The sequence below is a fragment of the Pedobacter sp. P26 genome (genome assembly GCF_050632135.1).
Classification (GTDB): domain Bacteria; phylum Bacteroidota; class Bacteroidia; order Sphingobacteriales; family Sphingobacteriaceae; genus Pedobacter.
Map to the genome: position 1 here is coordinate 5002288 of NZ_CP192574.1, position 20283 is coordinate 5022570.

Sequence of the window (20283 nt, forward strand, 5' to 3'; positions counted from 1 at the left end):
AAAAAACCGATTTGAAGGTCGAAAAATTATACAAGGCTGGAACTTTCTTTAACGGATCTTTCAAGCGCGGATACTGGGGAATTCTATATCGAACAGATTAGCTAATCGCCAAAAGTATTATTCTAACCTGACTTTTTCCAAAATTTCCTTCCAGGCGAGTAGATATGCAGTTCTTCCATCTTCTTGATGTAAGATTTCTCGAACATGGGCCAGGCTAATTTCAGTCACGTTTATAGACCGTGTTTTTTTATTCCCCTCTGCATCATAGGATAATATCTCCTCCTCTTTATGTTCATTCGCTGACAGATAATAATAGAAAAATTTACCTTCCCAATAAGAAGCCTGCCCATCGTCGTCTTCCACAGTAAGCTTCTTGCAATTCTTAGTGATGTAATCTTTAATCTTATTCAAATCGCTCTCATTTTTTGAAGTTTTATCTACCTTAAGATACATCAGGTTTCCGTTGAGATCTTCAACCATATCCATTTTTGGGAAAGGCACTCTATTAAGAATGGCGAGGGTATCTTTGTCGGAATTGTAGGCTACCGTTTTATAGCCATAGCCAAAAATATCTGTCGGCTTTTTGGCCCTTACCATCCAGTCACTAGTTGACTCTAAGGATAATTCGGTTGGAAACCTTCCATCCGTCTTGTAATAGCCCAGCGTATCTTTTACGAAAAACGGATTATCTAACAACTTCAAGGCAGATTTTTTATCCATACTTTTAGGATCTTTGGAGATGATTTCCTTCGTTTTTTCTATCCGGCTACGATAAAACTCTGACACATCAAAGTCTTTTGAGATTTGACCTAAATCTACAAGCTTATCGCTTTGAGAGCGACAAGAAGAGAAAATAAACAGTGCAAAAAGTATACAAAGAGTTATGCTTTTTTTCATATTGTTCAAATTGTGATTTATCCAGACTTATAATAAGACCTCAAACGATGTGCCGAATGAGGAATAAATATTTGTTACTTATTGCATTATACTAAAAACACTGTCACTTATCCTACAAAACGGTTACCTAAATGCCTTTTATTCGGCCTACTATCCTATTGTGGATAGCCTTGATTTAAAATTCCAGGTATGGTTTTTCTTATGATGATCGAAAATTAGTCTCTAACAGTTGCTATTGAAAAAACATTTGTAAAACAAGATTGTGAGTTTATACAATAAAGCTCGTTTTTTAGAAACAAAAAAGCCGATCTAAGTTAATAAATCGGCTTTTAATGGTGGAGAATATCGGATTCGAACCGATCACCTCTTCACTGCCAGCGAAGCGCTCTAGCCAAATGAGCTAATCCCCCAAAATTTGAATATTCAATAACCAAAATGAGAATGACCAAATCAATTATTGAAAACAAGCTTCCGGCTTGAGCAGCAAAAATAGCAAATACTTTCCCGAATGCAAATGATAATTCATCTTTTTAATTAATCTTTAATTTTAACTGCAAACAATGACATTAAACAGATTACCGTAAAAGCCGATTGCATAGGATAATTGATGAATAGAAAGAGTACAAATGTGGCAATTAGTAACATTACAAAAAACATAACGGCCTTAAAAGCAGTATCCATATAACAGATGGCTACGATAGCCAAAAGATAAAACGGAACAGTAACGGCAATTATAAACATTACCGAAAATAAATTTCTAATATTAACCGAATATTATATCGCTCTTAGATTTTATTTCTTCAAGGTCTAGATTAGCTATATGCATTGACTTCTTTCCTGTTTAATAGCGCCTGATAGCGGTCTACAAACTGCGCAACATTAAATCCATCCATCAAAGCATGGTTTACATGTATAGAAACCGACATTATTTTTTTGCCGTTTTCATCCCTAAGCTTGCCAAAAGATATTTTAGGACAGCTATCTTGATAAGCATAATTTCGGGCATGTGATAAAGAAGTGAAATTTAACCAGGGCAGTGCCGAATAATGAATTACATTTTCGCCTGATAAGGAAGGGATTAAACCTGTGCTGGCCTGTACTTTTTCAATCTCTTGGTTGGCTGATGTTCTAAAATCTTCAAAATTCTCATAGAAATCCATATAACCAAACCCAAAAGTGCCGTTTGGCCGGTTAATGGTAGCCGCAGCATTTACGGTATCGTATTTCCAAACTTCGCCATCTATAATGCGGTAGCTAAAAGGCTCTATCTGATTGGCGGCTACCAGCGATTTGTGCAGGTAAAGCAGGAAAAAGAAACATGATTTTCTTTTGCTTCTTCGTAGGTAGCAGTACAATCTACCTCTACGGTTACGCCGAAAAAAGGTTCTTCAAAGGCGCTAAAAAATTTAAAATGATCTTTTCTGATCCAGGTATTGATATCTATTTTTTCTTTCATTCAATTAATTTTGGTAAAACTTCAGATAGACTTTCCATCTGGTAAAAATTCACATGCTCAATGGTATGGTCAATGTGCTCATGCACCCATGTAGTGTGAAAAGGGATGTGAACAGCATGTCCGCCAATATTCAGGACAGGTAAAACATCCGATTTTAAGGAATTACCCAGCATTAAAAACGCTTCAGGTTTACAATCCAGGTGTTTGAGCAGTTTTTGATAATCGCTTTCCTGTTTATCACTCATAATTTCGATATGGTGAAAATAATGATCCAGTCCTGATTTGGTCAATTTTCGTTGCTGATCAAGCAAATCGCCTTTGGTAGCCACTACCAGTTTATATTTTCCATGTAAGGCTTTCAGTACTTCTTCTACCCCATCAAGCAGTTCTACCGGTTTATTGAGCATTTCCTGCCCGAGTGCTATTGCTCTGCTAATCACAACAGGATCTATTTTACCTGCTGTTATCCTTAAAACAGTTTCGATCATACTCAATACAAAACCTTTAATTCCATAACCATAAAGTGGCAAATTGGCCATTTCTGTTTTGTAAAGCTCTGCCAGGATGCTGTGCCGCGGCATAAAGTCTTCTAAAAGGCCTGCAAACTGCTCTTCGGTTTCGCGGAAATAGGGTTCATTTACCCAAAGGGTGTCGTCGGCATCAAAAGCAATTACAGTAATTTGATTTTTCATGGTTATGCTTACTTTAGCACCACAAAAGTAAAGCAACCATTACCTTTAAAAAAGGACATTTGTCTCGACTAAATAAATATGCTACGTACCAACCTTACTTTCTTGTCATTTATTGAACGTTTTTGTGCCGAAAATAAAGAAGAGGCCATTACGCTTAAAAACTTTAAAGCAGGGTATAGATTTATTGAGCAGGGCGAAAAAATCAGCAACATTTACATCATTAAAGATGGGATTAGCAAATGTTTTATTTCTGAAGAAAACGGTAAAGATTTTATTATAGAATTTTTAGGTAAGGGCGAAGTCGTTGGCGAATTAGAAGCTATAAAAAAGATCAATTGTTTGTGTAATGTAGCCGCAATAAGTGAGGTTACCGCCTATGTTATACCTGATCATCTTTTCCTTTCGTTGATTAATAAAAGTACTGAGTTCACTACCATCTTACTCCAGGAATTGTCTACCAGAATTATCCAAACCAGCACGCGGGCATCATTTCAACAGCTATACACTTTAGAATATGCCCTTTTAAAATTGCTTAAATTGCAGGCTGATGAACATATTTCCATCTCTAAAGAAGACATGGCGGCCTATCTGGGTATCTCTGTAAGAAGCTTTAACAGAAGCCTGAAGCAGGTAATCGCTAAAGGTGGTTTTGATACCCCTGAATTTAAAAACATCCTGCAGCTAACAAGTATGAAAAAACTGCTGGAAAGATTAAGATAATCTATTATTATGGCTCAAAAGTTATTTTAAAATCAACCGTGTGTTTTCATGATCCGTTTAAGTCATTGAAATTTTCCAACTTTTTGCCTATCGTGTACACACATCTTCTGGTTTGGGCTTTTTATTCCTTTTGCTAAGCAACTTTAATACAACACAGGTTTTACCGAAGAACGCCGTCAATCCCAAGGGCCGGAGAAATCAAAAAAACGGTTGCAGGAAAGAACAAATAGCATTGCCAAACCTAAAACGTAGTGGTTTTGTGTTCATAACGATGATTTAATTTTAAAAAATATTGAACACAAAACGAAGTGCCACCGTTTTTTGATGCGTATAGGGTTGTGTAAAAGGCCCATTGCTGGATTGACAAAGAGCTTTGGGTACTTTGGCGCTCCAAAGTACCATGCCACCGCGGCATAGAGCGGAAAATTTCAATATTTGCGTTAGAGTTAGCCAGGAAATATGCTAAAATAAATTCAGCAGGACGATCGCCTTAGAGAGGGGCTAAACACAATAGGCCTGTTTGCCGGAAATAATTCTTGCCTGCAATATAAAACCTGAAATTAATTCAATTCCAGCTTTCCTATCGCTACAGGTCAGCGTGATGGCGCTAACATTAAACCTCAACCACACCACTCAATAATTCCTACATTGAATTTCCTTCCTCAATGGCTCACAAATCAGCAAACATTTCAGGATAAAATTTGTTAAAACAGTCTATAAAAGAAAATCTGCATGGCACATATTTATTTCAATCTGAATAAACAATTACAGACGAAGAATGCTGCCGGAATCAGAAAATCTTTGTTAATTTTATATCCGCATAAACAACAGCTTAATATAATTTATATATCCAAAAAAGGCTATTTAAAGCACAAATATGAATGTAGAAGACGTTTTTAAGAACAACGAAAAATGGATCGCCGATAAATTGGCTATCAATCCTGATTACTTTACTGAACTATCAAAAGGACAGAGTCCGGAGTTTTTATATATCGGATGTTCAGATAGCCGTGTTACGGCAGAAGATTTAATGGGCATACAACCAGGTCAGGCTTTTGTACACCGGAATGTGGCCAACCTGGTAAACAACGTGGATTTAAACGTGATGACGGTGCTAAACTATGCCGTGCGTCATTTGAAAGTGAACCATATTGTGGTTTGCGGCCACTACAACTGCGGGGGTGTTAAAGCAGCAATGCAACCTGCAGATATGGGCATACTCAATCCATGGTTAAGAAATATCCGTGACGTTTACCGCATCCATAGAGATGAGTTAAATGCCATTGAGGATGAAGGCGCACGTTACAACAGACTGGTGGAACTGAATGTTCAGGAACAATGCGTTAACTTATTAAAAACCGCAGCAGTGCAGGAAGCAATTACCAACCGGGGAATAACGGTACATGGCTGGGTTTTCGATATCCATACAGGTAAATTAATCGACCTTAAAATTGATTTCGAAGCCATTTTGAAGGATATTAAGGAGATTTATAATCTTTATTAGTTTGCGTTTGGGCGTTGAGCGTTTGGCGTTCGAAACGCATAGAAACCATCCAGGCTTTCGAAATAAGAAAAGAAGTCAAGTTTTAAAAAACTTGACTTCTTTAAATATAAATCCCGAACTGTCGACTCAAGACTAAGGACTCAAGACTCTTGACTGACTAACGTCCCATCCAACCGCCATCAACGGTCAAAATTGTGCCGTGAACATAATCGCTGGCCGGTGAGGCCAGGAATAATGTAGGTCCTTTAAAATCTTCTGGTGTTCCCCATCTTCCGGCAGGTATACGGGATAATATAGAAGTGCTTCTATCCTGATCTTCTCGTAAAGCAGAAGTATTATCGGTTGCAATATATCCTGGTGCAATCGCATTTACATTTACACCCTTTGAGGCCCACTCATTTGCAAAAGCCTTGGTTAAAGAGGCAATTGCACCTTTACTGGCGGCATAACCAGGAACGGTAATACCGCCCTGGAATGACAGCAATGATGCCGTGAAAATTACTTTTCCGCTACCTCTGGCAATCATTTCTCTGCCAATTTCGCGTGTTAAAATAAACGGTGCCGTTTGGTTTACGGCAATTACTTCATCCCAGTATTCATCTGAATGCTCAGCAATTGGTTGCCGTAAAATCGTTCCGGCGTTATTTACCAAAATATCAATAACAGGATGGTCTGCTTTTACCTGGGCCGCAAAAGCCAGGGTATTTTCGCGTTTACCAAAATCGCATTGGTAAGCATAAAATTTTCTACCCAGCGCTAAAATTTCTTTCTCAACGGTACTGCCCTGAAGTTCGAGACTTGCAGAAACACCGATAATATCAGCACCTGCTTCGGCCAAAGCTAAAGCCATAGCTTTCCCTATTCCTCGTTTACAACCCGTAACTAATGCAGTTTTACCTGCTAAATTAAATATGTCAGACATGTTTTTTCTAAAGTTCTATTTAAAGATTGCTCCATTTCGCTAAGCTTCATCCGATAGCTCCTAATGTCCGCAGGTTAAAAAAAGATGCTGCAAAACCTTGATAAATAATGTTTTGCAGCAATGTAATATTCACTTAAATTAGTGTTGACCAATATTACTGCTGTGAAAATAAGAAATTCAAATCCAATATCCTCTTTCGGAGGCATAAATTTTGTTTTTGACTACTTAAACAAATTAGAAATCGATAAACTTTGCCATGCCCATCTGCCCTGCGTTGCTGCCCAAAGCAAGTATTCCTGGAAGGATGTTTTCTACTCACTTAAATCTGTTTTTCTCTGTGGCGGCGATAGTGTTGAAGATCTTCATACCCACTTAAAAAGTCATTTTCTCGACAATCCTTATCTTAGACTGGCAAGCCCCGATACTGTTTTGAGAAGACTCTCCGGGCTTACCGAAGAAACAAAAACCTGTGTAACCAAGCGGGGTGTGGTTACACATCAATATTGTACCAACCAGACCCTTGAGAACTTTAATCTGGAAGTCCTCAAAAAAATCGGGGTTCTTGATTCCCAGGAACTTACCCTTGATTATGATAACACGATCATTTTCAATGAAAAACAGGACAGTAAAATGACCTACAAAAGGGATTATGGCTATCAGCCAGGTGTTTGTACCGTCAATGAGCAGTTTGTACTTTATATCGAAAATAGAAACGGAAATTCTGACGCAAAGTCATTTCAAAGGGATACGCTGGAAAGAATTTTTAATCTGCTTGAAACAAAGAAGGTAAAAAAGATTAAAAACTTTCGGGCAGATGCGGCATCCTACCAGTATGAGGTAGTTACTTTGCTGCAACAAAAGGTAGAACACTTTTACATAGGATGCAGAAACAGCTATGTCGAGAAATATTTTCCTCAAATTTGCAACTGGAAAGTGATGGAGGACAAAAATGGCCTGCTGGAAGTAGGGTACACGGACATCATTCCCTTTATAAACCAGGCCAGGGAACAAAATCAACAGCCACAGACATATCGACTGATTGCTAAACGAAGATTGAAAAAAGATGGCCAGGTAGATTTGATTACCCAGGATGCCTATGAATACAGGGGAATTCTAACCAACAACTTTGAAATGGATGTTGTTGACCTTGTCCATTTTTATAATCAGAGAGGGAGGATGGAGCGGCAATTTGATATCCTTAAAAATGATTTTGGATGGAATAACATGCCTTTCTCTACATTAAACAAAAACCTGGTTTTCCTTTATCTTACAGCGATCTGCAGAAACATATATAATAAAATCATTGATTATTTTTCACAAAAGGTAAAAACGCTGAAGCCATGTTTCAGACTAAAAAAGTTTCTTTTTAGATTCATTATCCGGCCAGCCAAATGGGTTAGGCAAGGCAGAAAGCTGAAATTAAGAATTTACTCAATAGATCATAGCTACCCATAGGGCCAGGATCACTAAAAGAAATAATAGCGCTAATATTGTTACCTGAAATACAGCCAGGAGGGGACCTCTATTTCATTTTTATGCCTAAAATAAAATTTAGATCCCAAATCTGTTCAGAAATGCCAATCAAAAATGAACTTCCGCCTGTAAATATAATTATCGTGGAATAAAATCAGGTGATATTCATTTTTAGAACTTAGTAATATTCAGATTAAGACAGACATGCGGATTTTAGGAGCTATCGGATCGAGATGACGATAAGAAATTATTATTTCAGTTCGTTAATGGCACAGTGATCCATATCGCCATAATCTAAGTTTTCGCCGGCCATCCCCCAAATAAAAGTATAGTTGCTTGTACCCGCTCCGGAATGGATAGACCAGTTTGGCGAAATTACCGCCTGATCGCTCTGCATCCAGATATGACGGGTTTCTTGTGGCTGGCCCATAAAGTGACAAACACTCTGCCCTTCCGGAACTTCGAAATAGAAATAGGCTTCCATCCTTCTATCATGTGTATGCGCAGGCATGGTATTCCAGACACTACCCGATTTTAACTCAGTCATACCCATTTGTAACTGGCAGGTTGGCAAAACACTGTTCACCAACAACTTATTGATTATTCTATGATTGGCTGTTTCAGGTGTACCCAACTCTACAATCTCCGCTTCGGCTTTGCTTACCTTTTTAGTAGGATAAGTATGGTGCGCAGGGGCAGAATTGATGTATAATTTAGCCGCCTCACCTGGTGTGGCAGATTCAAAAAAAACTTCTTTTGTACCCTTTCCAATGTATAAAGCTTCTTTATAATCCAGTTCGTATTTTTCGCCATCAGCAGTAACAATGGCTTTTCCGCCAACATTGATAATCCCCAGTTCCCTGCGTTCTAAAAAGTAGGTCGCTTTTAAATCATCATGGTTTGGAAGTGCTATTTTCTGATCAACAGGCATTGCACCACCAACAATATACCTGTCAAAATGAGATAAGGTCAGGTTTACCTGGTCGGCCTCAAATACATTTTCAATTAAGAAATTTTCCCGCAAAGCTGCGGTATCCATTTGTTTAACTTCTTTAGGGCTTTGAGCGTAACGGCTTTCAAATTTATTCATTGGTTAAAAATTGAGTTTTGAGATCAGGACCTGAACTCAGATCAGATCCTATCGCAAATATATTTATACGATATTTATTATTGGTATGAATACTCAACTTTATAATCCTTTTTTATGGTTTGTCCGCTCCAGGCTTTTAAACTGGTTCAGGGTGCGGGTGCATCTGTTCAGAATTTATGATCGGCAGGCAGTCCTAGGGTTAAAAAGCGAAATGAACTGCGAACAGATCATGAAGGCAGAAAAAAGTTTATATTTTATTTTCTTTAATATGCACGTTTAATAGCTAATAATAGCTAAGGCGAGTTTTTTCCAATTATTTAGAGCGCAAATTCTGTACAATTATTCAGGTTTCGTCCCGCTTTCCGTTTTACTTCACCCGATGAAATATCGGGCTCGTGCTCACTCCAATCGGGTCTAGAAGGCCAGTGAACTGCTTCTATTTTCCCCAATTGGGCGAGCTATATTTTTGCACAAACCCCTGTTCATAAACCCGGTAGTAGCGTGCATCCCGATTTTTTCTATCGGGATAAAGCGAATAACGGGGCTGCTGTTGCCGATGAAATAATAAACTTTCATTTTCAAATAAAACAATGGATTTATCTTTATTGTAAATCGTAAATATTTTAGTTTAGAATTAAAAAACATTTCGGAAAAACACCTGGTGAGTTTATGGTTAGTGATTAAAAAGTCTTCACTCCATTTCCATTAATCATTTACTGTTTGTCGTTCAAAATAACCCCGTCATTAACAGGTGGCCTGTAAGGCACAAACTTCACTTTATTTGTGCGATACTTATTTCCAGGCAGGATCTCCGTAATATATAGATCATATTTGTTATCAAAATTATTGTACCATTCGCCCGACATATCCATCAACTCCTTAAAGCTGATATAATTATAATCAGGCTTAGTAGAAACAATCTCGGCTTTCTTATCTCCCTTTTTGTTTATATACGAAAAAGTAACATAGCTTTTATATGGAGGTGCGCACTTACAAAAGAAAATAAAATATTGTTCAAAAACATCAACCCATTTTATTTGCAAAAACTTACTTCCTTTGGAGGTAGATACCGTATCTGCAAGGAAATATTTTTTTATTAAAATCTTGAGAGTAGACATTATTAATTAAAGGAAAAACAAGCTGAATAAAACAATCTTCTTCATAGCTATTTAATTAGGGACAATTTGCTGGTAATTTCCTTAACGCTTACTAAAATACTTTAGTTAAATCAGAAATCATTGGCTCTAGCATAATTCTTCTAATGAACGTACTTTTATGCCGTGTATTATATTCAGGCGGATATCTCGGGTAATCGGTTGTACCCTCTTTCAAATTGTTATACGGTAAGTCTGTATAAAGATGAAACGCTGTATTTGCAGCCGATCTTAAACTAATCAGTGGATTTCCGTCTGCATCTCTATATTTTATTTCTTTTTCGGTGTGCCCATAGATCAAAATCGGCATAATTATGCTGATCTGCTTTTCTCCCAGTAAAAACAGCTCTTTATAGTCAAGTGTTTTTAATTCTAAATATTGCGGGAATAAAACGTAACCTAAACTATCATTTGCAGTAATTTTTGTGACCGACGTTTTATTCTTTTTATCTTTTACAACATCAATTGTAAAATTTATGGCATACATTGAAACACTATCTTTTAAAATTTTGCTTGGACGACTTTTTAAAAAAATCTTGATAAAAGCCTTTTCCAATGGCGTCATTTTTAGGGGAACAGTATTTTCAGTGGTCGTTTTTAACTGTTGAGCATAAATTGGCATGGCAAAGGTCATAAACCATATGCATAAGAAAATGATTATTTTGTATTTGCTTTTCATATCTTTCATTTTAAGGGCATTTTGTACCTGTAAATCCCGGTTTTGTCGTATCTCTCTCTTGGTCATTGAGCGTTTTTTCAGCAGGTAATAGCTGAATTATACCGCACCTAGCGAGTGCCCAAGCACGGTCTTCATTGAAACTTGTATTGAATTTCATGATTACATCTTTCAGGCCCTTCACAAAATTTTGATAGCCCATAGGTATGTGACTGTCATTGGGAACCCCTAACAATCGTCCGCCGTTGACGTTAACTCCCTCATATCTTCTTTGAAATTCAGTAGCTCCCAATAACTGGCGCTGCCTATCAAAAAATGCGTGAAGTGCTTCGTAATACATTGTAACCAAGATATATTCCTGAGTTCCATTATTTAAAACATCAGGATTTAGTCCAACAGTGAATTCAGATGAATTACCAAAGTAATTTCTCCCATGAAAAAGCAGACGAGGCTCTGGATGCGGTATTAGAATTTTAAAAACAAACAAACCCTAGCCAAGTCTAGGGCTTGTTTGTTTGCGGCGCCTCTAAAGCTTATAGAACCGGTAATCAATTAGAAATCGTAGTTAAATTGAAAACATATGGTTCGAGCATAATTCTTCTAATAAATGTGCTTTTATGCCTCTCATTATATTCAGGTGGGTATCGGGGATAAGTAGTTGGTCCATCTTTTAAATTATTATAGGGTAAATCTGTATAAAGATGGAACGCTGTATTTACAGCCGATCTTAAACTAATCAGTGGGTTTCCATCTGCATCTTTATATTTTATTTCTTTTTCAGTATGTCCATAAATCAGTATCGGCATAATTATACTGATTTTTTTCTCCCAATAAAAACAGCTCTCTGTAATCAAGCTTTTTCAATTCTGAATAATGAGGGCATAAAATATAGCCAAGACTATCGTTTGCAGTAATTTTTGATACCAGTGTTTTATTGTTTTTATCTTTTACAACATCAATTGTGAAATTTATGGCGTACATTGAAACACTGTCTTTTAGAATTCTGCTTGGATCACTCTTAGAAAAAATTTTGATAAAAGACTTTTCTAAAGCCGTCATTTTGGGTGTTTCTGTATTGGTAGCAATCGTTTTAGAACTTTGAGCATGGATAGCACCAGTATTAATTATATACCAGGTACATAAAAGAATGATTATTTTAAAGCTATTCTTCATATTTTTGTTATTAAGGACATTTAGTTCCTGTGAATCCTGATTTAGTTGTATCTCTCTCCTGATCATTGATTGCCTTCTCTTCTGATAAGGACAGAATTATACCAGCCTTAGCAAGCGCCCAAGCACGGTCTTCACTGAAACTCGTATTGAATTTCATGATCACATCCTTAAGACCTTTCACGTAGTTCTGATAGGACATAGGCAGATGGCTATCATTGACTACTCCCAATAATCGACCGCCATTGACTTGAACACCTTCATATTTTCTTTGAAATTCAGTTGGTCCCAATATTTGAAGCTGTCTATCGAAAAATGCATGAAGTGCTTCGTGATACATTGTAACTAAGATATACTCCTGCGTTGAATTATTTAATACATCAGGATTTAAACCAATAGTGATGTCAGCAGTATATATTGAAAACCCACCACCTTTTTCTTTACCATCTACCGTTGTTCCTTTCAAACTATTGTCCGCCTTAAATTTTATATTAACTAGGTCGTTTTTGGCAAAAGTATTTTTGATCAATGCGGATATATCAGTACATATATTTGTTTTCATTTCCTTTATCAAAGCTTGGGCACATGGATATCCCTGTAAGCTATCTATTATCTCTTTATTGGATATGGGGTTTCCTCCATTACTCCCACTGCCTGAATAACCCCCATGCGTACCGGCATATCCTTCATTATCGCCGTAATCACCATCGCAACTTCCTGGCAAATGAGCAAAACCAGATATATAAGGAGAACAAACCTCATATCCTTCTACACCCACACAAGATTGGCCCCAAATTGGTATGTCAATCCCATCAGCACAGGGCGATTTTACAGCAATTATTTTATCTTTTATGCTTAGGCTTAATGTTTTTATATCCGAGTACTGCAGTTTTATATTTCTTAAGGATTCATTTAACAAATTTAAATTAGCTGTACGCCTGGCAATTTGACCGTTGGCATAAGTGAACCATTACTAAAACTACCATCAGTATTAAAATAGTAAAGTTTGCCCGTTAAATCACCAACGTTTTTATAATGAATTTCTGATTTTTTTAATTGTATATTGTTTACCACCGCCATGTAACAACCAGAAACAATTGTATTGTTATCTGCGTTTTTGAATAAGACCAATCTAATGTTGCATTTGGACAAACCCAAATTTGGTTCAGTAGCATCATTTGGACTATCCCCCACAAAAATTTTATCGGGATTATTTAATCCTACCTCGATAATAGTTTGGTTATCTACAATACTGGTATAAAGATTATCCCAATTAGGGCTCATCGCTTTAAATGGATTAGTTTCTGTTGTTTTGAGATTCAATCTAACCCAGTTTTTAGCCTCCTGCAGATCAAATGCAGTTATTTTTGGTTGACTGTGGTTATCTTTTTTACAGGAATGGAGAATAATGGACAGGGTAATTAAAAGTGTTAAAGCCAATGCACACTGCTTCAACAAAACAAAGTCTTTTTTCATGCGTTAATTTAGATTAATAATTATGCGAGAGATGATTCAATACAAATATAGAAATACAAATAAATAATACAAATAAATAGTTATAATAAGCAAAAAAAGACAATACTATCGCCCAGAGGACGTATCAGCAACACTTAACCCATACCTATTCTGCTAAGCTGGTTGATCGAAATGATTGTTCATCATACGCTGATAAACCTGTTCTGCAAGCACATACAATAAATCTGCCTTCTCAAACAGGCGTAACACGTCTGGTTCACCGATTGTGTAATTGTTTTCGTACCTCACAGCCAGGTAAGCCTCATCAAGCAAATGCAACAGGCTAACCTCTTCTTCCCTATCATTAAATAGCTCGGAAAGCTGCTTTACATAAGGTTTAATATACAATTGATGAACTTTAATGCGATGCGTTTTTTGTCCTTTCCCATTACCAGAGTTTCGATGGCTCCGTACATCAGATCGAAAACCTGGTGCAGCATAAAGGCACTGTATTCGAAATTTTGTTGCAACCTTCAATGCACCCGTCATTAAAAACACATATTTATTAGCTATTTCTTCATGGAGATCTGGTATTATATGTTCCATTACCATCTTTATTAAAATGTCCTTCCAGATAACATTTAAGATTTCATGGTACACTGTAGACAATACATATTCCTGAAAACTGTTAGGGAGCGTATTTTTGTTTAATTCAATAGTAAACTCTGTTGAAGTGGTAGCCCCTCTTATTTCCCCACTAAAAAAGTTCAGTGTGATCAAGCTTTTTTACTTCTTCAAATTGTGGGAATATTTGTAGCCTAAATCATATCAATGCGAAATTATCAAATGCTACCTTACTTCCTTGCCATTAATTTTGATAGGCTGCATTACATTCTCATTTAGATAATTTTCTTTTTTCTACTTTTATCTAGTAAGTTATCAAAGAAAAAATCAAATGAACCGCCTACAATGCCAAGTTCCGGTATAAAAATAAATCGGTCTATTCCCCGTCTATAATTAGGAGAATCACTGATACCCCAGTCCATAAAGCCCCAAAAATGATAAGCTTTCCTACTGTCAATGGTTGATGTCCCCGAAAGAAACAGCAATGGTTTGTCCATAGGGAATTTTAGAACATTCGGAAGGTCATGGTAATTTGGGGATGGCTCATTATATAATTCTTTGTACCTGCTATCGAAGTCCTTCAAAGCAACTGCAGGTGAGTAGATATTTATGGAAGCAATATCATTTTGGCTAGTGAACATTCTCGGCTTATTTTCCACTGAGAAAAATTCCGTGATGCAACTGCTTGATCTAAAATATTTACCGTTTTCTTTTTTCACCAAGTTAATATCATTTCTTTTTACATGCTCGTATAAATCTTTACATGAAGAACCATAAGCTCGGGTAGCTTCAATGCGGAACGCTTTCAATTGGTTCCAGTCCATTATTTTATCTTTTAAAGAGGCAGGATCTATTTCTTTCCAAATGTTGTCTGAAATTTTGCCGGGGAGGACAGAGAATAAAATGAGATTTCCATTTTTTGTAAGAAGATTAAATAACTCAATTTTTTTATCAACCCCGTAAAGTTTTTTGGTATTTAACTCAACATGCGTTAACTTAAAATCGGCGTTCTGGCTGTTATCAAGATCAACTACAACATATTTCTCCGTTGATTTTTTTGTAATTTCTTTTGGTTTGCTTGCAACAGCAATGGAAATATTAACGAATAAGATTATAAAATATAAGACAGCTGTTTTCATAGTTTAACATTTTTTTCCGTGATAAATATTTTTTCTCGTGTCTCTCTCCGCATCATTAATATCTTTTTCTGATTGCGATAAATTCACTATTCCTCTTTTTGCTAAAGCCTTTGCTCTTGTTTCAGTAAATGCTGGATTGAAGCTTAGTATGGCTTTTGTTAGATCTGTTAAAAATGCCTGTGCCATCGTACTATGAGCCGCTACAAAAACAGCTTTAGTTAAATCTATTCTGCCTTGGGGGCCATCAATATAGGCTGCATTAACATCAGGATAACAAAACATTAATAACACTAAAATTATATTCTTTTAATATTCTTCAAATACAATTGGTTTCTTTAACTTCTTCATAATCGTTATACCTTAATTGCCTGCATACACTATAGAAATATTTAAAAAGGTAAATTAGTATATTTTCCAGCTAGATCTTTAATTGTAGGTTTTTAAATCATAAACGGATATAAAAGGGAAAAGATAAATCATGGTTTCAGATTTTGGAACAATTACTTTTTTCCATTCTGGTTTTTCGTTAGCCTCAATGCTTATATCTTTTTGGCTGTAGAAAAGACGTCCTATTTTTTGGATTATTTCAAGGTTATTTTTTTGATTGATATCCTTTTTCCCATATGTTCCTAAGACTATAGGAACAACCAAATTTATCTCTTTGATATTGTTTCCGAATAGTGGGCTATAATCTAGAGTTTTGAAATATGATTGTTTGGGAAACCAAACATTTGCCAATGAGTCATTTGATTCTATGGAAACAACATACTTATCTTTCCCAAATGCTTTAACATTTATTTTGAAGGCAAAGCTGTAAAAATCAGTAGTGTCTTTGAACTTTATCTTAGATACCGACTCAGAAAGAAAGGCATAAATTTTCTTCTTTTCAGCCTCGAATTCTTTTATCTGACCATAACAAAGGTTTGTTATAAATAAAAACGCAATCAGAACTATATTTTTTTTCATATTATTTTAATTACACGGTGATTTGCCAATCCCTCCAAGTCTTAGGTAATATTCTGTTCCTCTAAAAGATAAATCCGATTTTGTTACTGTAGTTTTACTTCCTCCCTCAACAATTTCGAAAGTGGATGAATTTTTATATGCATTTGTTTCTTTTAATCCCTCCCAAACAATTGCATTTGCATCAAACGGTGAGATTCCGAATAAACTTACAAGGTAATTACTCATAGGTAAAACATACTTTTCGGCCATTGTATTATGATCCATTTCTTCAATCATTTCAGGCATACCCTCTTTATCCCTAAAATATGCGTGAAGTACTTCGTGCATAATTGTGCTTACAATAAATTCTTTGCTTGCATTAAGCAAAATTCCTGTATTTAATCTGATATTTATTGAAAATATACCATTTTCCCAGTGCCCACCGTATGTTTCGCCCGGTTTATTCCCTGTAATGCTTGGTGTATCGTAAATGTCAATTTGTACACTTACATTTCTGTTTAACCTTTTTAAAATGGAATCCATTCTACCTGCAATGTCTTTACCTTTAAGTAACGAATCTACAACTTTAGATATACAAGGATCAGTGGTTTTATTATGGATATCTCTATTTGAATTATTATTACTCCCACCCGCATAACCCCCATGCGTACCAGCATAGCCTTCATTATCACCATAATCACCATCGCAACTTCCTGGTAAATGGGCAAAACCAGATATATATGGAGAACAAACCTCATATCCTTCTACACCTACACAAGATTGTCCCCATATTGGTATGTCAATCCCATCAGCACAGGGCGATTTTACAGCAATTATTTTATCTTTTATGCTTAGGCTTAATGTTTTTATATCCAAGCGCTGTAGTTTTATATTTCTTAAGGATTCATTTAACAAATTTAAATTAGCTGTACGCCTGGCAATTTGACCGTTGGCATAAAGTGAACCATTACTAAAACTACCATCAGTATTAAAATAGTAAAGTTTGCCCGTTAAATCACCAACGTTTTTATAATGGATTTCTGATTTTTTGAACTGTGTATTGTTTACCACCGCCATGTAACAACCAGAAACAATTGTATTGTTATCCGCGTTTTTGAATAAGACCAATCTAATGTTGCATTTAGACAAACCTAAATTTGGTTCAGTAGCATCATTTGGACTATCCCCCACAAAAATTTTATCGGGATTATTTAATCCTACCTCGATAATGGTTTGGTTATCTACAATACTGGTATAAAGATTATCCCAATTAGGGCTCATCGCTTTAAATGGATTATTTTCTGTTGTTTTGAGATTCAATCTAACCCAGTTTTTAGCCTCCTGCAGATCAAATGCAGTTATTTTTGGTTGACTGTGGTTATCTTTTTTACAGGAATGGAGAATAATGGACACGGTAATTAAAAGTGTTAAAGCCAATGCACACTGCTTCAACAAAACAAAGTCTTTTTTCATGCGTTAATTTAGATTAATAATTATGTGAGAGATGATTCAAGACAAATATAGAAATACAAATAAATAATACAAACTAATAATTATAATAAGCAAAAAAGACAATACTATCGCCCAGAGGACGTACCAACAACACTTAACCCATACTTATTTTGCTCTCCTGCCGATCGAAATGCTTATTCATAATGCCCTGATAAACCTGTTCTGCGAGTACATACAATAAATCTGCCTTCTCAAACAGGCGTAACACATCTGGCTCACCGATAGTGTAGCAGTTTTCGTACCTCACAGCCAGGTAAGCCTCATCAAGCAAATGCAACAGACTAACCTCTTCCTCGTTATCATTAAACAGCTCTGAAAGTGGCTTTACATAAGGTTTAATATACAATTGATGAACTTTAATGCGGTGTGTTTTTTTATCCTTTCCCATTACCAAAACTTCAATGGCCCGGTACATCAGATCAAAAACCTGGTGCAGCATAAAGGCACTGTATTCGAAATTTTGTTGTTTAAAATAGAAGGTTGCCCCTACCAAAAATTTATTAGCCTTATCTATTCCCTGACGATACATAGTGCTAACCTGATCGGCCACAAGCTTCGGTGCGCCCCCGTTTAGAAAATTTCCGGATATACTGAATAAACAATTTTGAGCGGTGGTGGCATAGTAAAAAAACAAACTCCCCTGCAGTAATGCCTGCTCCACCTCGTGTACATGGAAAACGCGGTAACTCCATTCCATTTGCCCGTTAAATATAATATTTAATACTGGCGTTAATTCATTTAAAATATGTACATGTTTAAACGAAACCATAATTAACATTTCCTGCGCAGTCTTATCGGCCAAAAAGTTGTGATGGAGATAAATATACTGGACTGGTACCGCAGCTATAATATCTTTTAACAAATGCAAGGTTTTTTCATCCTTTAACGCAGCATGTTCTGGGTTCAAAAACTTACTCCACATCATAATCCCTTTCATCAATTTCATCTAACACAGGGTTGGTAATCATTACAAAAAAAGCTTCCATAATCATCATCATGACTTCATATTGCTCAAACAAAAATTCCTTATCCATTAGTTTAATGCTGCTCCTGGTACTGAAAGCCGCATACAACCACTCTAAAAGACCTAAACGCAGCTGTTTAATTTTTTCGGGAATAAAAAAGGAATCCACAAACAGGTAAGGATTTTCTATGTGTACCGCAGTCAGCGTATTTACCTCGCACAGTTCTTTGCGATAGGTATCGCTGTTTACAAATTGATCTTTAACAGCGGGCAAACCTTCGGAAGGGGCGCCCTGATAAGTTAGTTTTTTAGCTGTGATTAAATAACCCGCGTTAAGCAGCTTTGTAAATTGGTTATAGAAGAAAAAATAATCGGCCACATCACTCACACATTGCTCTTCAGCTAAAGCAGCTTTATACCAGCTCTTTAAATAAGCTTTATGCCCGGTAAGGTTATCCAGACGAAAGAAAAATTCAATTACACTAAATGGATTATCAAATAATTCCTGTTCAAAAGCCAAAGGCGATGTGCTTTCGAATATAGCCGTATGATAGTAGCGATCGATATTTTTAAAGCTATTTCTGGTAATAATCCTTTCGTGGATGAGCCAGCAAGCCTCCAGCATTTTTTTGGTATTCTCGTAAAACGCGGCAACATACTGATCCCAATCCAGATCAAGGTTATTTTCTAGTGCGGCCAACAACCATTCTTTGTAAATCAGCTTATAGGTATCTGATTGAAAAAACAGGAAAATATCAAGAAAGGTAAGTTTTGGATTTTTCATTTCACCGCTGCTTAACAGTTTCGGACAGTAATCAAGCAGTACCGTTTCGCGTTCCACACCACATTCATCAGCCCCAATCGCTTTCACAAATGCGGTATCGGTTTCAATGTGGTTAAAAATTAAATCCGAATAATCGAAAAGCGGCACTAATTTTTCGTAAAAAACCAACAGCTGTGCCGGGTGCTTTTGTGGCGAAAAATCGAATTCGTTCTGTGGAGGGATTAACCAGTTTTTTAAAAAATTTAAATGGTAGCTTACGCCATTTGATGAAAAAAGCTTTCAATCGCATCAATAAATGCCACAGTTTCTTTTTAAAATTTAAGTTCCCTTCCATGGTGTATATTTTTAAATGATTATATTAGCTAACGAATTTAGCAAAATAAAATAAGTTTAACTACATTTTATACATATAACTTATTAACATATTACCTATGAATGAGAATCAGCGCTTAAAGTCATTAATGGATTTATTGTATTTTAAAACTCAAAAAGATTTTGCCACTGCATTGAATATTAAACAGGGCTCTTTATCCGACATTTTAAGAGAAAGGATTAATGTTTCTAACGCCATTAAAGATAAGTTAGAGATGAAATTCGATGTAAATTTAACCTGGCTGGAGGATGGAACTGGCGAACCGTTTTTCAAAAAGAAACCAGCCGTTGGCGAAAGCAAAGAGGGCGTTCCTTACTTTGATATGAGCCTGTCTGACGCGAAAGAGCTCATCGTAGAAGAACAACGCGCAGAATACCTGGTAAATTACCTGCCTTTTAACGATTGCACAGCCTACTTACCTGTTTATGGCGATAGCATGTATCCTAAATATGCCGCAGGCGAAATTATAGCGATAAAAGAAATTACCAATTACGAAATTCTACAGTGGGGAGAAGCTTATGTGGTAATGACAGATGAAGATAGTAACAGTCTGCGTACTATAAAACTAATTTTTCAGCACACTGATGATAATAAACTCATCCTCCGTTCTTCAAATCCAAATTTTAAAGGCGATACCGTAATTAGTAAAAAAAACATCCAGGCCCTTTACCTTATAAAAGGCAAAATTACCAGGAATATTATTTAGGTAAAGCAGTTTTCAGTTCACGGTTTT

The 20283-nt window shown here is 36.2% G+C and carries 22 protein-coding genes, 1 tRNA gene and 1 pseudogene; 4 read left to right on the top strand and 20 right to left on the bottom strand.

Features of this window, described 5'->3' with window-relative positions; all coding sequences use genetic code 11:
- Positions 1 to 117: 117 nt before the first annotated feature.
- The 5 genes and pseudogenes from ACQ86H_RS23150 to ACQ86H_RS23170 form a co-directional block, all read right to left on the bottom strand.
- Positions 118 to 897: a hypothetical protein gene (locus tag ACQ86H_RS23150; protein WP_431292643.1), complete on the bottom strand. Its 780-nt coding sequence runs from the start codon at positions 895 to 897 to the stop codon at positions 118 to 120.
- Positions 898 to 1230: 333 nt separating this feature from the next.
- Positions 1231 to 1307, bottom strand: a tRNA-Ala gene (locus ACQ86H_RS23155).
- A 124-nt stretch (positions 1308 to 1431) separates the two neighbouring features.
- Positions 1432 to 1638 carry a hypothetical protein gene (locus ACQ86H_RS23160; RefSeq protein ID WP_138820325.1) on the bottom strand — a complete coding sequence of 69 codons (207 nt, stop codon included), beginning with the start codon at positions 1636 to 1638 and terminating at the stop codon, positions 1432 to 1434.
- 71 nt (positions 1639 to 1709) lie between these two features.
- Positions 1710 to 2353: pseudogene (locus ACQ86H_RS23165) on the bottom strand (CatA-like O-acetyltransferase).
- Entirely contained in the window at positions 2350 to 3045 is a 696-nt protein-coding gene (locus ACQ86H_RS23170) for an HAD family hydrolase (RefSeq protein ID WP_138820321.1), read from the bottom strand. The pseudogene ACQ86H_RS23165 and the gene ACQ86H_RS23170 overlap by 4 nt, the downstream one beginning before the upstream one ends.
- Positions 3046 to 3123: 78 nt before the next feature.
- On the opposite strand from ACQ86H_RS23170, the gene ACQ86H_RS23175 reads away from it, so the two are divergent.
- Together ACQ86H_RS23175 and ACQ86H_RS23180 are read left to right on the top strand one after the other, a co-directional pair.
- Positions 3124 to 3765, top strand: a complete 642-nt coding sequence (locus tag ACQ86H_RS23175; protein WP_138820320.1) for a Crp/Fnr family transcriptional regulator — start codon at positions 3124 to 3126, stop codon at positions 3763 to 3765.
- 877 nt (positions 3766 to 4642) lie between these two features.
- Positions 4643 to 5269, top strand: a complete 627-nt coding sequence (locus tag ACQ86H_RS23180) for a carbonic anhydrase (protein ID WP_138820318.1) — start codon at positions 4643 to 4645, stop codon at positions 5267 to 5269.
- A 157-nt stretch (positions 5270 to 5426) separates the two neighbouring features.
- On the opposite strand, the gene ACQ86H_RS23185 is transcribed toward ACQ86H_RS23180, so the two are convergent.
- Positions 5427 to 6191 carry an SDR family NAD(P)-dependent oxidoreductase gene (locus tag ACQ86H_RS23185; RefSeq protein WP_138820316.1) on the bottom strand — a complete coding sequence of 255 codons (765 nt, stop codon included), beginning with the start codon at positions 6189 to 6191 and terminating at the stop codon, positions 5427 to 5429.
- A 162-nt stretch (positions 6192 to 6353) separates the two neighbouring features.
- Between ACQ86H_RS23185 and ACQ86H_RS23190 the strand changes: the two genes are divergently transcribed.
- Positions 6354 to 7646 (top strand): IS1380 family transposase, encoded by a 1293-nt coding sequence (locus ACQ86H_RS23190; protein WP_431292644.1) that lies wholly within the window; start codon positions 6354 to 6356, stop codon positions 7644 to 7646.
- A gap of 268 nt (positions 7647 to 7914) precedes the next feature.
- Here the strand turns inward: ACQ86H_RS23190 and kduI are convergent, their stop codons facing one another.
- The 14 genes from kduI to ACQ86H_RS23260 form a co-directional block, all read right to left on the bottom strand.
- On the bottom strand, positions 7915 to 8754 hold the full coding sequence (gene kduI / locus ACQ86H_RS23195) for a 5-dehydro-4-deoxy-D-glucuronate isomerase (protein ID WP_431292645.1): 840 nt from the start codon (positions 8752 to 8754) through the stop codon (positions 7915 to 7917).
- Positions 8755 to 9467: 713 nt separating this feature from the next.
- Positions 9468 to 9872: a hypothetical protein gene (locus tag ACQ86H_RS23200; protein WP_431292646.1), complete on the bottom strand. Its 405-nt coding sequence runs from the start codon at positions 9870 to 9872 to the stop codon at positions 9468 to 9470.
- Between the two features lie 91 nt (positions 9873 to 9963).
- A complete protein-coding gene (locus ACQ86H_RS23205; RefSeq protein WP_431292647.1) occupies positions 9964 to 10596 on the bottom strand; it encodes a hypothetical protein in 633 nt (210 codons plus the stop codon).
- Between the two features lies 1 nt (position 10597).
- Positions 10598 to 11071 (bottom strand): hypothetical protein, encoded by a 474-nt coding sequence (locus ACQ86H_RS23210; RefSeq protein ID WP_138820308.1) that lies wholly within the window; start codon positions 11069 to 11071, stop codon positions 10598 to 10600.
- A 290-nt stretch (positions 11072 to 11361) separates the two neighbouring features.
- Positions 11362 to 11757, bottom strand: coding sequence for a hypothetical protein (locus tag ACQ86H_RS23215; RefSeq protein ID WP_431292648.1), 396 nt, complete (start codon positions 11755 to 11757; stop codon positions 11362 to 11364).
- 10 nt (positions 11758 to 11767) lie between these two features.
- Positions 11768 to 12673, bottom strand: coding sequence for a hypothetical protein (locus ACQ86H_RS23220; RefSeq protein ID WP_431292649.1), 906 nt, complete (start codon positions 12671 to 12673; stop codon positions 11768 to 11770).
- A 2-nt stretch (positions 12674 to 12675) separates the two neighbouring features.
- Positions 12676 to 13230 (bottom strand): hypothetical protein, encoded by a 555-nt coding sequence (locus ACQ86H_RS23225; protein ID WP_431292650.1) that lies wholly within the window; start codon positions 13228 to 13230, stop codon positions 12676 to 12678.
- A gap of 153 nt (positions 13231 to 13383) precedes the next feature.
- Positions 13384 to 13989 carry a hypothetical protein gene (locus ACQ86H_RS23230; protein WP_431292651.1) on the bottom strand — a complete coding sequence of 202 codons (606 nt, stop codon included), beginning with the start codon at positions 13987 to 13989 and terminating at the stop codon, positions 13384 to 13386.
- Between the two features lie 119 nt (positions 13990 to 14108).
- A complete protein-coding gene (locus tag ACQ86H_RS23235) occupies positions 14109 to 14972 on the bottom strand; it encodes a hypothetical protein (protein ID WP_431292652.1) in 864 nt (287 codons plus the stop codon).
- A 3-nt stretch (positions 14973 to 14975) separates the two neighbouring features.
- Positions 14976 to 15263, bottom strand: a complete 288-nt coding sequence (locus ACQ86H_RS23240) for a hypothetical protein (protein WP_431292653.1) — start codon at positions 15261 to 15263, stop codon at positions 14976 to 14978.
- Positions 15264 to 15398: 135 nt separating this feature from the next.
- The gene (locus tag ACQ86H_RS23245; protein ID WP_431292654.1) at positions 15399 to 15938 is read right to left on the bottom strand and encodes a hypothetical protein; all 540 of its coding nucleotides are present in this window, start codon (positions 15936 to 15938) and stop codon (positions 15399 to 15401) included.
- A gap of 6 nt (positions 15939 to 15944) precedes the next feature.
- Positions 15945 to 17390: a hypothetical protein gene (locus tag ACQ86H_RS23250; protein ID WP_431292655.1), complete on the bottom strand. Its 1446-nt coding sequence runs from the start codon at positions 17388 to 17390 to the stop codon at positions 15945 to 15947.
- Between the two features lie 133 nt (positions 17391 to 17523).
- On the bottom strand, positions 17524 to 18375 hold the full coding sequence (locus ACQ86H_RS23255; protein ID WP_431292656.1) for a HEPN domain-containing protein: 852 nt from the start codon (positions 18373 to 18375) through the stop codon (positions 17524 to 17526).
- Positions 18341 to 19345: a hypothetical protein gene (locus ACQ86H_RS23260; protein WP_431292657.1), complete on the bottom strand. Its 1005-nt coding sequence runs from the start codon at positions 19343 to 19345 to the stop codon at positions 18341 to 18343. The genes ACQ86H_RS23255 and ACQ86H_RS23260 overlap by 35 nt, the downstream gene beginning before the upstream one ends.
- 263 nt (positions 19346 to 19608) lie before the next feature.
- On the opposite strand from ACQ86H_RS23260, the gene ACQ86H_RS23265 reads away from it, so the two are divergent.
- Complete coding sequence (locus ACQ86H_RS23265; protein ID WP_431292658.1) at positions 19609 to 20256, top strand: LexA family transcriptional regulator; 648 nt, start codon at positions 19609 to 19611, stop codon at positions 20254 to 20256.
- Positions 20257 to 20283: the final 27 nt, after the last annotated feature.

Coding starts and splice junctions, on each gene's coding strand:
- ACQ86H_RS23150 (WP_431292643.1), bottom strand. CDS start 897: ATGAAAAAAAGCATAACTCTTTGTATACTTTTTGCACTGTTTATTTTC.
- ACQ86H_RS23160 (WP_138820325.1), bottom strand. CDS start 1,638: ATGTTTATAATTGCCGTTACTGTTCCGTTTTATCTTTTGGCTATCGTA.
- ACQ86H_RS23170 (WP_138820321.1), bottom strand. CDS start 3,045: ATGAAAAATCAAATTACTGTAATTGCTTTTGATGCCGACGACACCCTT.
- ACQ86H_RS23175 (WP_138820320.1), top strand. CDS start 3,124: ATGCTACGTACCAACCTTACTTTCTTGTCATTTATTGAACGTTTTTGT.
- ACQ86H_RS23180 (WP_138820318.1), top strand. CDS start 4,643: ATGAATGTAGAAGACGTTTTTAAGAACAACGAAAAATGGATCGCCGAT.
- ACQ86H_RS23185 (WP_138820316.1), bottom strand. CDS start 6,191: ATGTCTGACATATTTAATTTAGCAGGTAAAACTGCATTAGTTACGGGT.
- kduI (WP_431292645.1), bottom strand. CDS start 8,754: ATGAATAAATTTGAAAGCCGTTACGCTCAAAGCCCTAAAGAAGTTAAA.
- ACQ86H_RS23200 (WP_431292646.1), bottom strand. CDS start 9,872: ATGTCTACTCTCAAGATTTTAATAAAAAAATATTTCCTTGCAGATACG.
- ACQ86H_RS23205 (WP_431292647.1), bottom strand. CDS start 10,596: ATGAAAGATATGAAAAGCAAATACAAAATAATCATTTTCTTATGCATA.
- ACQ86H_RS23215 (WP_431292648.1), bottom strand. CDS start 11,757: ATGAAGAATAGCTTTAAAATAATCATTCTTTTATGTACCTGGTATATA.
- ACQ86H_RS23225 (WP_431292650.1), bottom strand. CDS start 13,230: ATGAAAAAAGACTTTGTTTTGTTGAAGCAGTGTGCATTGGCTTTAACA.
- ACQ86H_RS23235 (WP_431292652.1), bottom strand. CDS start 14,972: ATGAAAACAGCTGTCTTATATTTTATAATCTTATTCGTTAATATTTCC.
- ACQ86H_RS23245 (WP_431292654.1), bottom strand. CDS start 15,938: ATGAAAAAAAATATAGTTCTGATTGCGTTTTTATTTATAACAAACCTT.
- ACQ86H_RS23250 (WP_431292655.1), bottom strand. CDS start 17,390: ATGAAAAAAGACTTTGTTTTGTTGAAGCAGTGTGCATTGGCTTTAACA.
- ACQ86H_RS23255 (WP_431292656.1), bottom strand. CDS start 18,375: ATGAAATTGATGAAAGGGATTATGATGTGGAGTAAGTTTTTGAACCCA.
- ACQ86H_RS23265 (WP_431292658.1), top strand. CDS start 19,609: ATGAATGAGAATCAGCGCTTAAAGTCATTAATGGATTTATTGTATTTT.